Genomic DNA, 15,571 nt, shown 5'->3' on the forward strand with positions numbered 1-15,571 from the left:
GAACTCCTCAAGGCCTCACGCTGAGTAGGGGAATAGAGTCCGCCGGGTCAACGATTACCCCGCGCGAGCCCCCGATATGGACATCCGTCGCCCCTTCTATCAGGCCATCGCCAGCGCCCTGGCCGGCCTGCTATTCCTCAACCCCATAGTCGCGACCGCCGCGCAACTGGCGGTGGATGCGGCCGCCGGTGGCAACACCAGCCTGGGCGCGGCGGGCAACGGCGTGCCCATCGTCAACATCGCCACGCCCAACGGCAACGGCCTCTCGCACAATAAATTCAGCGACTACAACATCGGCCAGCAGGGCCTGATCCTCAACAACGCCACCGGCAAGACCGCCAGCACCCAACTGGGCGGGATCATCATTGGCAACCCCAACCTCAAGGGCCAGGCGGCGCAGAAGATCCTCAACGAAGTCACCGGGGCCAGTCCCTCGCAGCTCAAGGGCTACACCGAAGTGGCCGGGCAGGGCGCCCACGTCATAGTCGCGAACCCCCACGGCATCACCTGCAACGGCTGCGGCTTCATCAATACCCCGCGCGCCACCCTCAGCACCGGCAAGCCGATCCTGGCCGGCGAACGCCTGCAAGGCTACGACGTGGACGGCGGCGAGATCGCCATCGAAGGCGCCGGGCTCAACGCCAGCAACCTCGACCAGTTCGAACTGATCACCCGCAGCGCCAAGCTCAACGCCGACCTGTACGCCAAGCAGCTCACCGTGGTGGCCGGCCGCAACACGGTGGATGCGGAAAGTCTCGCCGCCACCGCCAAGCCCGACGACGGCAGCGCCAAACCGCAACTGGCCATCGACAGCTCCGCCCTGGGCGGCATGTACGCCAACACCATCCGCCTGGTCGGCACTGAACAAGGCGTGGGCGTGAAACTGGCCGGCAACATGGCGGCCAGCGCCGGTGACATCCGCATCGATGCCAACGGCAAGCTGCAGCTGGCCCAGGCTTCGGCCAGCGGGAACCTGGCGCTGAAAGGGCAGGACGTGGCGCTGAACGGCCCGGCCTATGCCGGGGGCAGTGCCAGCGTGCAGGCCAGCGGTGCGCTGAGCAATGCGCAGAGCCTGGCGGCGGGCTCGACCCTCGAACTGAAGGCCAACCAGCTCAGCAACAGCGGCGTGATCGAGGCCGGCGTCAATGCCGACAACAGCCGCAACGCCCGCGGCGACGTGGCCATCGATGCGCAGAACCTGCGCAACAGCGGCAGCCTGATCGCCACGCGCCAGCTGCAGGCCCGCGCCGCCGTGCTCGACAATCGCAACGGCCAGATTGGCGGCCAGCACATCCATATCAGCGGCGGCGCCCTGGACAACCGCCTCGGCCTGTTCGCCGCCGAACAGAGCCTGCGCCTGGACCTGGCCAGCCTGGACAACAGCGGCCAGGGCACCCTCACCAGCCGCGGCACCCTGCACGCCAACCTCGCCGGCAAGCTGGACAACAGCGCCGACGGCCTCATCCACAGCGCCGGCAACCTCACGCTGGCTGCGCAGCACATCGACAGCAGCCGGGGCGAAATCTCCACCCAGGCCGATGCCGACATCCGCACCCGGCAACTGAGCCTGCGCGGCGGGCGCCTGCTGGGCAACGGCGCGCTCGGCCTCGACCTGCAGGGCGGCGACCTGGACAACAGCCAGGGCGGGCTGCTCAGCGCCGGCGCCCTGAGTTTCAAGCAACTGGGCGCGGTGGATAACCGTGACGGCGAAATCTCCAGCCAGCAGAGCTTCGCCCTCGGCGCCCGGCTGCTGGACAACCGCGACAGCGGCCGCATCATCAGCGCCGGACGGCTCGACCTGCAGGCCGACCGGCTGCTCAACGCCGGCCTGGGCCTGCTGTCCGGCTGGCAGGGGCTGAGCGTCGGCGGCGGCAGCCTGGACAACAGCCAGGGCGGCACCCTCTCCAGCAAGGCCGGCGCGCTCGCCGTCAGCCTCGCCGGCGCACTGAACAACGCCAGCCAGGGCGCCCTGGTCAGCCAGGGGGACCAGCGGATCAGCGCGGCCAGCCTGGACAACCGCGGCGGCATCGTCTCCGCCGAGGGCAACGTCGAACTCGCCATCGCCGACACCCTCGACAACCGCGACGCCGGCCTGATCGACGCCCAGCGCCGGCTCGACTTCAGCCACGCCGCCACCCGGCTGCTCAACCAGGGTGGGCAGATCAGCGCCGGCAGCCTGCTGCTCAAGGGCCGCAGCCTGGACAACAGCGGTGGCCAACTGCTCAGCCAGGGGGCCCTGGAGGCGACGCTGAGCGGCGCGCTCATCAACGCCAACAACGCCCGCCTGAGTAGCGGCGCCGGCCTGCTGCTCAAGGCCGCCAGCCTGGACAACCGTGGCGGCCAGCTGTCCAGCCAGTCCACCCTCGAGCTGATCCTCGGCCAGGGCGGCCTGGACAACCGCGACCGCGGCACCCTGGCCAGCCAGGGCGCATTGCGCATCGAGGCGCTCGACGGCCGCCTGCTCAACGGCAACGACGGCCTCGTCCACAGCGGCGACAGCCTCAGCCTGCGCGCCGCCGGCCTCGACAACCAGCAGGGGCAGGTTTCCAGCCAGGGCGACGCCAGCCTCGCCCTGAGCGGTGCGCTGAACAATGCCCGGGGCCGCATCCAGAGCGACGGCGGCAGGCTCGACCTGGGCGCCGCGAGCACCGACAACAGCGGCGGCATCCTCAATGCCGCCCAGGGCCTGCTCCGGATCGTCACCGGCTACTTCGGCAACGACGCCGGCGTGGCCCAGGGCGTGGACCTGGACGCCCAGGCCAGCGGCGGCATCGGCAACCGCCAGGGGCATCTCGCCGCCACCGCCGGCCAGGCCAAGGTCGACAGCGGCAGCGCAGCCCTGGACAACCGCGACGGTGGTCTCTACGCCGGCAACCAGCTGACCCTCGCCGCCGGCGACTTCCTCAACGGCAACGGCAAGGTCGGCGCGAAAGGCATCGACTTCAGCCTGCGGGGCGCCCTGAACAACGACGGCGGCCTGATCGAAGCCGGCGACTGGCTGAGCCTCGACGCCGCCAGCCTGAGCAACGCCCAGGGCCGCCTGCGCGCCCTGGGCCAGGGTGGCAGCACGCGGATCGCCACCCGCGGCCTGCTGGACAATCGCCAGGGCACCCTGGAAACCGCCGCCGACACCCTGCAACTGAGCGGCGGCGCCCTGCACAACGCCGGCGGCACCGTGTTGCACGCCGGCAACGGCCAGTTCCTCGTCGACCTGGGGCAACTCGGCCAGGCCGGCGGCCACTTCATCACCCAGGCCGCGCTGGACATCGACGCGCCGGACTGGACCCTGAACAGCAGCCTGCAGGCCCGCCAGCTCACCCTCAACGTCGACCGCCTGCAGCTCGGCAGCGACGGCCAGCTGCTGGCCGTGCAGGGCCTTGACGGCAGCGGCAGCCACTGGCGCAACGACGGGCTGATCGCCAGCGATGCCGGCCTGAGCCTGAACCTGAGCGGCACCTACGCTGGCGCCGGGCGCCTCACCAGCCTGGGCGACCTGAGCCTTGGGGCGAGGCGGATCGAACTCGGCGCCGCCGCCAGCATCGCCGGCGGCAGCGCGGCCAGCGTCACCGCCAGCGGCCTGAGCAACCACGGCCGCATCAGCTCCGCCGGCGACCTCGGCGTGCGCGTCGCCAGTCTCGACAACTTCGGCAGCCTCGGCAGCGCCGCCGGGCTGCGCGTGGAGGCCGGCAACCTGCTCAACCAGGGCGGGCTGCTGTTCAGCGGCGGCGACATGGCGTTGCGGGTCGGCACCCTCAGCAACCGTGCCGGCGACCTCTACAGCCTCGGCAACCTGCACATCGCCGCCAACGACCAGGACGGCTGGGCGGCCAAGGTCGAGAACGTCTCCGGCAGCATCGAAAGCGCCGGCGCCCTGACCCTGCTGGCGCAGGACTTCGACAACCGCCGTGGCGACGACTTCCGCATCGGCCAGCGCATCGTCGCCGGCAACATCCGCATGTACGCCGACGATGTGTGCGACGGCAAGGGCTGCGAATTCCGCTTCCAGTCCTGGGAGCGCTACGAGGACGTCATCACCCAGGACTCGCCCCAGGCGACGATCACCGCCGGCGGCGACTTCGTCTTCCGCGGCGGCGCCTTCGCCAACCTCTACAGCAGCATCGCCTCGGGCGGCGACATCGACATCCAGGCCACCCGCTTCCGCAACCAGGGCGCGGCCGGCGGCGTGGAGCGGCACCTGGACGGGGCCTTCTACACTCGCACCGACGCCTACTACTGGACGTTCCGCAGCAACCAGGCGCTCTACAACCGCTACAACGACCCCAACTCGCCGGACTACGACCCCGGCGCCCTGAGCCGCCAGCAGGTGCTGGAGTCCGGCGGCTACCCGGAACACAACTTCCACAACCTCATGATCTCCGAGGTGCAGGTGTCCGGCGCCCCGGCGGCCAGCGCGGTGATCCAGGCCGCAGGCAACGTCAGCATCATCGCCAGCGAGCAATTCGACAACAGCGTGGTGCGCCGCGACGCCGGCGCCCAGAGCATCGACCCGCGCGACGTGAGCACGGCCACCGGCGCCGCCACCGGCCAGTTCGCCATCACCTCGCAGCTGCCGCCGGACCTGGCGCAGCAGCAGGTCAACCCACTGGAGCTTCCCGGCTTCAGCCTGCCCAGCGGCGGCAACGGCCTGTTCCGCTTGAGCGGCGAGGACGGCAGCGCCGGCGCCGGGAACGGGCCCGATCTCGCCGGCCTCGGCCAGGGGCTTTCCCGCGTCCAGGGCGTGCCGGGCAGCGCCGCGCCGGACAACAGCCACAAGTACCTGATCGAGACCAACCCGGAGCTGACCCGCCTGAAGAGCTTCCTCAGTTCCGACTACCTGCTGGGCCTGCTCGGCTACGACCCGGACCAGGCGCAGAAGCGCCTGGGCGACGGCCTCTACGAACAGCGCCTGATCCAGCAGGCGGTGGTGGCCCGCACCGGCCAGCGCTTCATCGACGGCATGGCCAGCGACGAGGCGCTGTTCAAGTACCTGATGGACAATGCCATCGCCTACAAGGACAGCCTCAAGCTGACGGTAGGCGTGGGCCTCACCGCCGAACAGGTGGCGGCGCTGACCCACGACATCGTCTGGCTGGAAGAGGCCGTGGTGAACGGCGAGAAGGTACTGGTGCCGGTGCTCTACCTGGCCCAGGCCGACAACCGCCTGGCGCCCAACGGTGCCCTGATCCAGGGCCAGGATGTGAGCCTGATCAGCGGCGGCGAACTGAACAACGCCGGCACCCTGCGCGCCAGCGGCGACCTTAGCGCCACCGCGGCGAACATCGGCAACAGCGGCCTGATCGAAGCGGGCAAGCGCCTCGACCTGCTGGCCACCGAGAGCATCCGCAACACCGCCGGCGGCATCCTCAAGGGGCGCGACGTCAGCCTCACCGCGCTGACCGGCGACGTGATCAACGAACGCAGCATCACCACCCTCGACCTGAGCGCCGGCAACGACCGCATCCACAAGGAAATCGCCAACGCCGCCGCCCGCATCGAAGCCAGCGGCAACCTGGCGATCAACGCCGGGCGCGACCTGCTCAGCGTCGGCAGCGCGATCCAGGCCGGCGGCGACGCCCACCTGCAGGCCGGGCGCGACCTGCGCCTGGAGGCTGCCGGGGAAACCGACAGCGCCGATTTCCAGAGCCGGCGCATGCAGGGCAGCCTCGCCAGCACCACCCAGCACGCCAGCGAAATCAGCGTCGGCGGCAACCTCGATGCCAGCGCCGGCCGCGACCTCAGTGTCATCGCCAGCGACATCGACGCCAAGGGCGACATCGCCCTGGGCGCCGGCCGCGACGTCACCCTCGCCTCGGCGGCGAACGAAGACCACAGCCAGACGAAGTACAAGGGCGGCGGCAAGAAGGTCGAGCAGCAGGACGACCAGGTGCGGCAGCAGGGCAGCAGCCTGAGCGCGGGCGGGGACGTGGTCGTCAGCGCGGGGCAGAACCTCACCCTGGTGGCCAGCCAGATCAGCGCGGGCAACGAAGCCTACCTGGTGGCCGGCGACAAACTGGAACTGCTGGCGGACTACGACAGCGACTACTCCCTGTACAGCGAGGAGAAAAAGGGCGGCTTCGGCAGCAAGAAGACCCAGCGCGACGAAGTCACCGACGTGAAGGCGGTGGGCAGCCAGATCAGCGCCGGCTCCGACATCACCCTGCTCAGCGGCGGCGACCAGAAATACCAGGGCGCGAAGCTCGAAAGCGGCAACGACATCGCCATCCTCAGCGGCGGCAGCGTGACCTTCGAAGCGGTCAAGGACCTGCACCAGGAAAGCCACGAAAAGAGCAAGGGCAACCTCGCCTGGCAGTCCGCCAAGGGCAAGGGCCAGACCGACGAAACCCTGCGCCAGAGCCAGCTGATCGCCCAGGGCGAACTGGCGATCAAGGCCGTGGAAGGCCTGAAGATCGACATCAAGCACATCGACCAGCAGAGCGTCGGGCAGACCATCGACGCCATGGTGCAGGCCGATCCGAATCTGGCCTGGTTGAAGGAAGCCGAACAGCGCGGGGACGTGGATTGGAACCGCGTCAAGGAGGTGCATGACTCCTTCAGCTACAGCAGCTCGGGGTTGGGCGTAGGGGCGCAACTGGCCATCGCCATCGTGATGGCCGCCTACGTCGGGCCGGCCGCCCTGAAAGCCATGGGCGGCGGCGCCGTCGCCGCCGGTGGCGCGGCCATTGCCTCGGGGGCCGCGACCAACGCCTCGATCAGTCTGGTGAACAACCGCGGCGACCTCGGCGCGGTCTGGCAGGACACCACCTCAAGCGATGCCCTCAAGGGCTACGCCATCTCCGGCATCACCGCCGGTCTGACCCAGGGCTACTTCAACGATTGGACCGGCGCCCCCAGCGACATCACCGGCAAAATCACCATCGACCTGGGCTCCCTCAAGGGCATCGGCCAATTCGCCGCCAGCCAAGGGCTGCAGAACGGCACGGCATTGGCGCTGGGCCGGATCATGGGGCAGGGCGGCGACCTGGGCGATGCCCTGCAGAGCACCCTGCTCAACACCCTGGCCGCCGTCAGCTTCAACGCCGTGGGCGACTACACGAAGGGCGTCTACGCCGACGGCAGCATCCAGAAGGTGATGATCCACGCCATGGTCGGCGGCCTGCTGGCCGAGGCCAGCGGCGGCGACTTCAAGACCGGCGCCCTGGCGGCGGGTGCCAACGAAGCCCTGGTGGACCAGCTCGACACCTGGGTGGGCGGCGACAAGGTCCTGCTCGACATGACCTCCCAACTGGTCGGCCTGCTGGCGGCCTCGACCCTGGACGGCGCCGATGCGCAAAGCCTGCAGACCGGGGCCTGGGTGGCGCAGAACGCTACGCAGTACAACTACCTGAATCACCTGGAGAACCAGGAGCGCTGGGAGGCCAAGCAAGCCTGCGATGGCGGTGATTCCGATGCCTGCGGGAAGGTCGATGAGCTGAACAAGCTGGATCGTGACCGGGACTTGGCTCTTCAAACGGCCTGTTCATCGGCGGCGACCAGCTTGGCATGTTCCCGCCTGCGCTCTGAGGCGTGGGAGGCTGCGCAGTCGTTGAAATGGGCTGGTCGTTCGCCGGAGGCGCAGGAGCAGTACCAGCAGGCAATGCAAAACCCGCAATTGATGGCTTACACCATCGAGAGCGAGTTGCGCAGCATCTATCGGATCAACGATCCGATTACCGCCGGTGACTCCAGGCGTCTGGCCGAGGCGATGGCCAAGTTTGGCTCGGAGTTCATTCCAGGTTACGGGGATGCTCAAGCATTTCTGGACGCGAAAGACCCCTTCGACTACCTGATGGCCGGGGTGAGCGTGGTCCCGGGGGCGGGGGACGCTGCCGCGCAAATCCTGGGGAAGGCAAAGAAGCTCTATCAGGAAGGTAAGGTCAGTGACGCTGCGGACCTGGTGGTCGGGCTGGAAAAGCTGCCTGGCGTAAAAGGTAAAGGCTCAGAGGCTCCGTACAATCCGCATACCGCTAGGAACGAGCTTGAGTCCACTCATGGTCGCGATAATGTTATTTCGACTACAGTTCCGCCAGTTGATGGCCGGAATATCCATCTTGCAGGACAGCGTCACCCAGTGACTGGGATTGTGTTCGATAACAGAGGTTTCCCTATTTTTGATGATGTTGCTGCATTTGATACGCGGATATCAATTAATGAATTCAAATCAGCAAGCTATGAAGGGCAGATGAAACTTGCAACTCAGCACTTGTCCGGAGCCATTCGGCAAGGTCAGATAAGTGCGTCAGGCTTTACTGCCAAGCAGTTGCAGCAAATTAGTGCGGGAGAGAAGAAAATCGATGGATATACGTGGCATCACCATCAGGACAGTGGGCGAATGCAATTGGTTCCCGAATTGGTACATAAGAAAACGGGGCATATTGGTGGCGAAGCCATGGGAGGTGGAATGTGAGTCTAAGTGACCCTGACTGTTTCAGTGATGAGTTGATGGCATTTGTTATTTCCTGCCTGTTTTGTGGAGCCATAAGCACGAAGGAGCTAAATGTCTGGAGTGCTCAGGCTTTGTCGTGGAGTAATTCTCCAGCATTTTTGTATGACTTGATGGAATTTCATGGCGAAATATTTAAGGTATACGAGATAGTTGGCTATGTTCCTACCTGGGAGCACTCTGAGAGTGATGAATATGCACTCTATGGTATTGCGGTTCGTCGAGGAGAGGAGCCCTACGATATGCCGTTGGCTCCGAGTGAAGCGCTTGCTTATCTTGAAGCGTCGCCGGACATAGAGCGGCTATTTTGTCGGGCTTTTGAGTTTATTAAGATTTAGCTTATGACTAAAAGGAGCATGTCCTAAAAAATGACCAAAAATAGGATGGATTTATTTTTCCTGCTCTAAAGCTGGCTGACTGGACAGAATTAGGGTGTGAGAAATAAATATTTCCCCTTTTTGCTCAATTTATTTCTCCTGCTCTAAAGCCGACTGGCCGGGCAGGATTAGAGTTCAGGAGAGAACCCTCCTTCTTTAGAATCCGATCGAGTCTTTCAGATGGCCTTCCAGACGGCATTCAGGGTAAAGTTTTTGGCCTTTTGCCATCACTGCCGAGTCGATCTTTCGACGCGTTGGCATTGGCAAGGGCAGGCACTGCCGTTGCCTCTGGAAGAAAGGGCGGCGGCTACAACCATATGGAAAGGGAGAAGTCGTTGTGAGAATGCTCAAACTGCTTGCGCTGGCCAGCATCGCGCTTATCTATGGCTGCGCCTCGGCGCCGTCGATGGAGAAAATGCAGGCGGAAGTTGCCGGGTACGAGTTGCCCAAGGCTGCCACTGCCGACCAGGGGCTGGTCTATGTGGTGCGGCCGAGTAACGCTGGTGGCCTGGTGCGCTTCAACGTGTTCCTGGATGACCGCGAAGACGCCTCGGAGATGGGCTACAACCGTGGCAATCAGTACATCTATTTCTACGTCGAGCCAGGCAAGCACACCATCAGTTCCAAGGCGGAAAACTGGGCGGACCTGTCTTTCGAGGTGCGGGCCGGCGAAGTGGTGTTCATCAAGCAGGAAGTGGAAGTCGGGATGCTGATGGCGCGCAACAACCTGGTGCTGCTTGGCGATACCGAGGGCCGTTACCTGGTCAAGGATGCCAGTTTGGGTAGCGTGGCCAAGGAACGTAAATGACCAGCAGGGAGCAGAGAGACGGATTCATCTTTCTGCTCTAGATCCGAAACTGCGCGGGTCGCGGAGCGAAGCGTCATCCGGCAACGGCGGATAACGCTTCGCGTTATGCGCCCTACGGTCGGGTGCGTTGCTCGGCGGCGGCGTACAGCCGCTCGGCGTCGGCCGCCAGGTATTCCAGCGCGCTGAAGGTGCCGTCCAGCACTTCCTCGGTGGGCGCGCCCAGGTCCGGCGCGCCGGCCAGCAGGCGTAGCAGGTTGACCAGGGCCGCCTGGCGGGATTGCGCGGCGTCGTAGAGCTCCGATGGGGCGGTGCTTGTCAGGGGATGGGGTAGCACTTGGGCTGCATGGGCCTCTTGTCTATGGGGTTTCCGCCTCCTGACGCCAATCAGGGAGGGCGGACCGTACAGGTTGGCGTACCGGGACAAGGAAACCGGCGCATCCGAAGATGCCCCGCACGGCCCGCCCATAACGCAGGTGCAGCCATGCACGGCGCCGAGCGGATGCCCATGCGCCTTCTCTTGTCCATCGGGACGCCAATCCCGAGCCGCCCTGTTGAGCGGCCGAGCCACGTTAGGGCGCTACCCCAAGGCTGTCAATCGGAGGCGGCAAGAAAGCGGGGGAGCCGTATCGGCAGGAGACACGCGTCTCGGACAAGGAGGCGCTTCATGACCCTTGCCGATCTGCCCGTGCCCGACGCCCGTGACCAGCCGATGCTGCCGGTGCCTGCCGTTCCTTGTGCTTTGTGGCTGGCGTCTCGGCGCTGGCGTCATATCCTGTGGAATCAGGGTGCCTGCGCCGCGCGGGGCGATATACTCGGAGCCTTGCGCGCCGCTGGATGGGGGCGTTTCCCTTTCAAGGATGTGAATGCATGCAATGGATCTTCATGCTGATCGGCCTGGTGCTGGGCGCCGCCTGGGACGAGTCGATCGCCGATGGCCTGGCGGGCGCCGGGCTGGGGCTGCTGTTCGGCCAGGCGCTGGCGCTGCATGGCCTGCAGCGGCAGAACGCGGCGCTGCGCCGGCAGCTGGAGCAGTTCGCCGAGCGGTTCGAGGCGGGTACCGAGGCGTTGTACCAGCGCCTGCTGCGCCTGGAGCAGGGCGGGGCCGCGGCGCCTGTGCCGCCCGCCGAGCCGGCGGAGCCCGTCGTTGCGCCGGAAGCCGTCGCCGAGCCTGAGCCGGAGCTGGAATGGGAGATCGAGCTGCCCGAAGCGCCGGCTGCGGCCAGCGCTGCGCCTGACTGGTCGTTGCAGCCCCAGGAGCCGCCGCCAGCCCCGATCCCGCCCGCCGTCGAAGTCCCCGTGGCGCGCGAAGCCTCGGCTTGGGAGGCCGAACCGGCCGCTCCATCCGGTCCTTCCTGGTTCGACCGTGCCTTCGGTGCCGCGCGCGACTGGCTGTTCGGCGGCAATACCGTGCTGCGCGTCGGCGTGCTGCTGCTGTTCCTCGGCCTGGCCTTCCTGCTGCGCTACGCCTCCGAGCGCGTGGTCGTCCCCGTCGAGCTGCGCTACATGGGCGTGGCCGCCGCCGCCATCGCCCTGCTGGCCCTGGGCTGGTGGCTGCGGCATAAGCGCGCGACCTACGGCCTGCTGCTGCAAGGTACCGGCATCGCGGTGCTGTACCTGACGGTGTTCGCCGCCATGCGCCTGCATCCGCTGCTGACGCCGGGCCAGGCCCTTGGCCTGCTGGTGGCGGTGACGGTGTTCTCCGCCGTGCTGGCGGTGCTGCAGGACGCCCTCGGCCTTGCCGCCGCGGCGGCCCTGGGCGGTTTCGCCGCGCCCATCCTGACTTCCACCGGCGCCGGCAACCACGTCGCCCTGTTCAGCTACTTCGCCCTGCTCAACGCCGGCATCTTCGCCATCGCCTGGTTCCGCGCCTGGCGCCTGCTCAACCTGATCGGCTTCTTCGGCACCTTCGGCATCGGTTTCGCCTGGGGACTGCGCTCCTACACGCCGGAGCTGTTCGCCAGCACCGAGCCGTTCCTGCTGCTGTTCTTCCTGATGTACGTGGCCATCGGCCTGCTCTTCGCCCGCCGCCGCCTGCGCGAGGCCGCAGGCCTGGAGGAGGGCGCCGGGCGCGACGAGACGCTGCGCTGGTCGCTGCGGCAGACCGACTACGTCGACGGCACCGTACTGTTCGGCGCGCCGCTGATCGGCTTCGGCCTGCAATACGCGCTGATCCGCCACCTGGAATTCGGCCCGGCGTTCAGCGCACTGGCGCTGGGGCTGTTCTACATGGGCCTGGCGCGCCTGCTGGCCGGGCGCACCGCCGGCCGCGCCCTGCTGCTGGTGGAAGCCTGCCTGGCGCTGGGCGTGGTGTTCGGCAGCCTGGCCATCCCGCTGGGCCTGGACGCGCGCTGGACCTCGGCGGCCTGGGCCGTGGAGGGCGCCGGCATCTACTGGCTGGGCCTGCGCCAGGGGCGGCGGCTGGCGCGGATGTTCGCGCTGCTGCTGCAGGTGGGCGCGGCCATCGCCTTCCTGATGGGCCTGCAACCGGGTGTGGATAAGCTGCTGGATGGCGCGCCGCTGGGGGCGTTGATGCTCGGCGTGGCGCTGCTGTTCAGCTACTGGCAGCTGCGCCGCCACGGCGACGCCGGCCTCTGGCCCTGGGAACCGCGCTGCCAGCCGGTGCTGGCGGCCTGCGGCCTGGCCTTCCTCTATCTGATCGCGCCGCTGTGCTTCGCCGTGCCGGGCACCGCCATGGCCTGGGCGCTGGCTGGTTTGGCCACGGTGTTCGCCGCGCTGCGCCTGGGCTCGCGGACCTTCCTGTTCTGCGCCTTTGCCGTGCAGTTGCTCGGCGGCGCGCTGTTCCTCGCCGACCTGCGGGCGGCCGACGGCGGCGCCGGGGTGCTCGGCAGCGGCTGGACCGGCCTGTTCGGCGCCAGCCTGATCGGCCTGGCGCTGATCGCCGGGATGATCCTCGCCGCGCGCGACCCGCTGGTGCGCGACGACCGCCGGCTGATGCTCGGCCTCAGCGCGGTGCTGCTGGCCGGCCTGGCCTTCGTCAACCTGGCGGTGCTGTTCGTCCTGCCCTGGCGCAGCGCCGCGGCGGTATGGGCCGGCAGCGGCCTGCTGATCCTCTGGCTGAGCCTGGCGTTGCAGCAGCGCGCGAGCTTCGTGTTCGGCCTGCTGCTGCAGGTGCTGGGCGGCGCGGCGCTGCTGTTCGGCGGCTCTTCATTGTTCGCCGGGCTCTCCGGCGAGGGCCTGACGCCCCTGGCCCACAGCGGCTTCTGGTGCCCGGCGGTGCTGGCCCTGGCGGCGCTGGTCGGCGCCTGGCGCCTGCACCGGGCGGGGCAGGGCGGGCAGGCGCTGCAACTGGGGGCGCTGACCCTGGAACGGCTGTCGCAGTTGCTGCTGGCCTGGGGCGCTGGCTGGTGGGCGCTGACCGCGTTGTGTGAGATCGCCCGCTTCGTCCCGGCGTCGCGGCGCGAGCACGTCGCCCTGCTGGTGGCGGCCGTCAGCGTGGTGCTCTGGGCCTTCGTCGCCCGCCGCGAGCAGTGGCGGGCCCTGGCGCTCGCCTGCCTGGCCCTGGCGCCGGCGGGTGTGCTGGCGCTGGCCAGTGCCTGGCAGCCGGAATACCAGCCGCTGGGCGAGCTCGGCTGGCTGGGCTGGGGCGCGCTGTTCGTGGCGCACTTCTGGTCGCTCAAACGCCTGGAACCGGTGCTGCCGGCGCTGCCCCTGCGCGGCGCCCACGTGCTCGGCTGCTGGCTGTTGCTCGCGGTGCTGGCGTTGCAGCTGCGTTACCTGTTCCTCGCCCTGGCCGAGCACTACAATGCCTGGCGCTGGCTGGGCTGGGCGCTGGTGCCGAGCCTCTACCTGATCCTCATGGGCGCACGGCGCACGCTGCCCTGGCCGGTGGCGGCCTTCCCCCGGGAGTACCGTGCCCTGGCCGCGGCGCCGGTGGCGCTGGCGCTGCTCGGCTGGTTCTGGCTGGTCAACCTGGTCAGCGACGGCGCGGCGCAACCGTTGCCCTACCTGCCGCTGCTCAACCCGCTGGAGCTGGGCATGCTGATCGTGCTGGCGGCGGTGTTCCAGTGGAGCCGCGAGGGCCTGCCGCAACTGGGCCTTGCCGGCGAACAGGTGCGCCTGCCGGCGCAGGCGCTGCTGGGCGCCTCGCTGTTCTCCCTGCTGACCCTGGCCGTGTGCCGCACCGCGCACCACTGGGGCGGCGTGCCCTTTGCCCTGGAGCCGCTGCGCGAGTCGATGCTGGTGCAGGCCGGGCTGTCCATCGTCTGGACGCTGATCGCCCTGGGCCTGATGGTCGGCGGCCACCTGCGCGGGCGGCGCGACCTGTGGATGGTCGGCGCGGCGCTGATCGGCGTGGTGGTGGTCAAGCTGTTCTTCGTCGAGCTGGGCAACAGCGGCAGCCTGGAGCGCATCGTTTCCTTCATCGGCGTCGGCGTGCTGCTGCTGGTCGTCGGCTATTTCGCCCCGCTGCCGCCGCACCGGGCGGCCGGGCAACAGGAGCAACCCCCCGCATGAAGCTGGCTTCCCTCATCCTCTGCCTGGCCGCCGGGCTGGCCCAGGCCGCGGAAACCCCCGCCGACTACCCGCAGCAGGTGCCCCTGCGCCTGCAGGGCGAAGGCCCCTGGTACCGCCTGCAGGTGCCGATGAGCGTGCAACTGGCCGCCGCCCATGCCGACCTGCGCGACCTGCGGGTGTTCGACAAGGAGGGCGAGGCGCTGCCCTATGCCCTGAGCGCGTCGGCGGCGCAGGGCAGCAGCACCGCCCATGAAGCCGCGGCCCGGCTGTTCCCGCTGTACGGCGCCGAGGCCGACCCCGGCCGCCAGGCCGGCCTGCGCATCCAGCGCAGCACCACCGGCACCCTGGTGGAAGTGCTGCCCGACGCAACTCCCGCGCCAACGGGCGAGCGGCGCAGCGGCTGGCTGCTGGACGCCGGCGACGCCGACTTCCCCTTCGAGCGCCTGGCCCTGGACTGGAGCAGCGAGGCCGAGGGCTTCCAGCATTTCCGCATCGAGGCCAGCGACGACCTGCAGCACTGGCGCAACTGGGGCGACGGCCAGCTCGCCCGCCTGAGCTTCAACGGCGAGCGCATGGACGTCAGCGAGGTGGCCCTGCCCGGGCAGAAAGCGCGCTACCTGCGCCTGTCGTGGCCAGCCGGCAACGCGGCGGTGACGCTCAAGGGCGCGCGCCTGCTGGGCCGCACCGACCAGGCCGCGAGCACGCCGCTGGTGTGGTCCGAGCCCATCGCCGGGCGCCGCGAGGCGGACGGCAGCTACCGCTGGGACCTGCCCCAGGCGCTGCCGCTGGAGCGGGTGCGCTTCGAGCTGGGCACTGCGGCGCAGCACCTGATGGCGCCGGTGGCGCTGTCCGCGCGCAAGGCAACCGGGCAGGGCAGCCGGGACGACTGGTACCCGCTGGCCCGCGGGGTGCTCTACGACCTGCCGGTGGACGGCCGCCAGGTGCGCCAGGACGAACTACTGCTGGCCGGCCAGCCGGTGCGCCAGCTGCGCCTGGTCACCGACGCGCGCGGCACCGGCCTGGGCGACACGGCGCCCAGCCTGCGGGTGGCCATGCGTGCCCGCGAGCTGGTGTTCCTGGTGCGCGGCAGCGCGCCCTATCAACTGGCCCTCGGCAAGCGCGACGCCACCTCCGCCAGCCTGCCGCTGAGCGTGCTGATCCCCGGCTACCAGCCGGACAAGCCGGCCCAGGTCGGCCAGGCCAGCCTGGACGGGGCCTTGCAGGCCGCTCCGGCGGAAGCCGCCAGCGCCGGCGACGGCAATTGGAAGCGCATCGGCCTGTGGGCCGTATTGCTGGGCGGGGTGCTGCTGCTGGGCGGCATGGCCTTCAGCCTGCTGCGCGGGCAGCGCGCCGGCCAATGAGCAAATACCGGGAAATGGAGAAATTACGCCAGCTTATGTAGGGAAATGCGTCAAGAACGCTACTCTGCGCGATTGTTCTGATACTGTTAACGGCGTTGCACTCTACCTATAA

Annotated in this window: 6 protein-coding genes; 5 read left to right on the forward strand and 1 reads right to left on the reverse strand. The window is 68.3% G+C overall.

Going from position 1 to position 15,571, the window contains the following annotated elements; translation table 11 throughout:
- Positions 1 to 76: 76 nt before the first annotated feature.
- The 3 genes from PM1_RS01265 to PM1_RS01275 all read left to right on the forward strand — a co-directional run bounded on the left by PM1_RS01265 (position 77) and on the right by PM1_RS01275 (position 9,625).
- On the forward strand, positions 77 to 8,404 hold the full coding sequence (locus PM1_RS01265) for a two-partner secretion domain-containing protein (protein ID WP_009613805.1): 8,328 nt from the start codon (positions 77 to 79) through the stop codon (positions 8,402 to 8,404).
- Positions 8,401 to 8,778, forward strand: a complete 378-nt coding sequence (locus PM1_RS01270) for a hypothetical protein (protein ID WP_238603209.1) — start codon at positions 8,401 to 8,403, stop codon at positions 8,776 to 8,778. The genes PM1_RS01265 and PM1_RS01270 overlap by 4 nt, the downstream gene beginning before the upstream one ends.
- 454 nt (positions 8,779 to 9,232) lie before the next feature.
- The gene (locus PM1_RS01275; RefSeq protein WP_024128065.1) at positions 9,233 to 9,625 is read left to right on the forward strand and encodes a DUF2846 domain-containing protein; all 393 of its coding nucleotides are present in this window, start codon (positions 9,233 to 9,235) and stop codon (positions 9,623 to 9,625) included.
- A 112-nt stretch (positions 9,626 to 9,737) separates the two neighbouring features.
- Here the strand turns inward: PM1_RS01275 and PM1_RS01280 are convergent, their stop codons facing one another.
- Complete coding sequence (locus PM1_RS01280; RefSeq protein WP_009613801.1) at positions 9,738 to 9,959, reverse strand: hypothetical protein; 222 nt, start codon at positions 9,957 to 9,959, stop codon at positions 9,738 to 9,740.
- Positions 9,960 to 10,492: 533 nt separating this feature from the next.
- On the opposite strand from PM1_RS01280, the gene PM1_RS01285 reads away from it, so the two are divergent.
- Both PM1_RS01285 and PM1_RS01290 read left to right on the forward strand, forming a co-directional pair.
- Positions 10,493 to 14,098: a DUF2339 domain-containing protein gene (locus PM1_RS01285; protein ID WP_024128064.1), complete on the forward strand. Its 3,606-nt coding sequence runs from the start codon at positions 10,493 to 10,495 to the stop codon at positions 14,096 to 14,098.
- The gene (locus tag PM1_RS01290; RefSeq protein ID WP_009613766.1) at positions 14,095 to 15,459 is read left to right on the forward strand and encodes a DUF3999 domain-containing protein; all 1,365 of its coding nucleotides are present in this window, start codon (positions 14,095 to 14,097) and stop codon (positions 15,457 to 15,459) included. Before PM1_RS01285 ends, PM1_RS01290 begins: the two co-directional genes overlap by 4 nt.
- The last annotated feature ends 112 nt before the right edge of the window (positions 15,460 to 15,571 follow it).

The sequence above is a fragment of the Pseudomonas sp. M1 genome, from assembly GCF_022760135.1.
Lineage (GTDB): Bacteria > Pseudomonadota > Gammaproteobacteria > Pseudomonadales > Pseudomonadaceae > Pseudomonas > Pseudomonas citronellolis.

Bases quoted from the DNA above. Each gene is read 5' to 3' on its own strand.
- PM1_RS01290 (WP_009613766.1), top strand. From the start codon at position 14,095: ATGAAGCTGGCTTCCCTCATCCTCTGCCTGGCCGCCGGGCTGGCCCAG.
- PM1_RS01285 (WP_024128064.1), top strand. From the start codon at position 10,493: ATGCAATGGATCTTCATGCTGATCGGCCTGGTGCTGGGCGCCGCCTGG.
- PM1_RS01265 (WP_009613805.1), top strand. From the start codon at position 77: ATGGACATCCGTCGCCCCTTCTATCAGGCCATCGCCAGCGCCCTGGCC.
- PM1_RS01275 (WP_024128065.1), top strand. From the start codon at position 9,233: ATGCAGGCGGAAGTTGCCGGGTACGAGTTGCCCAAGGCTGCCACTGCC.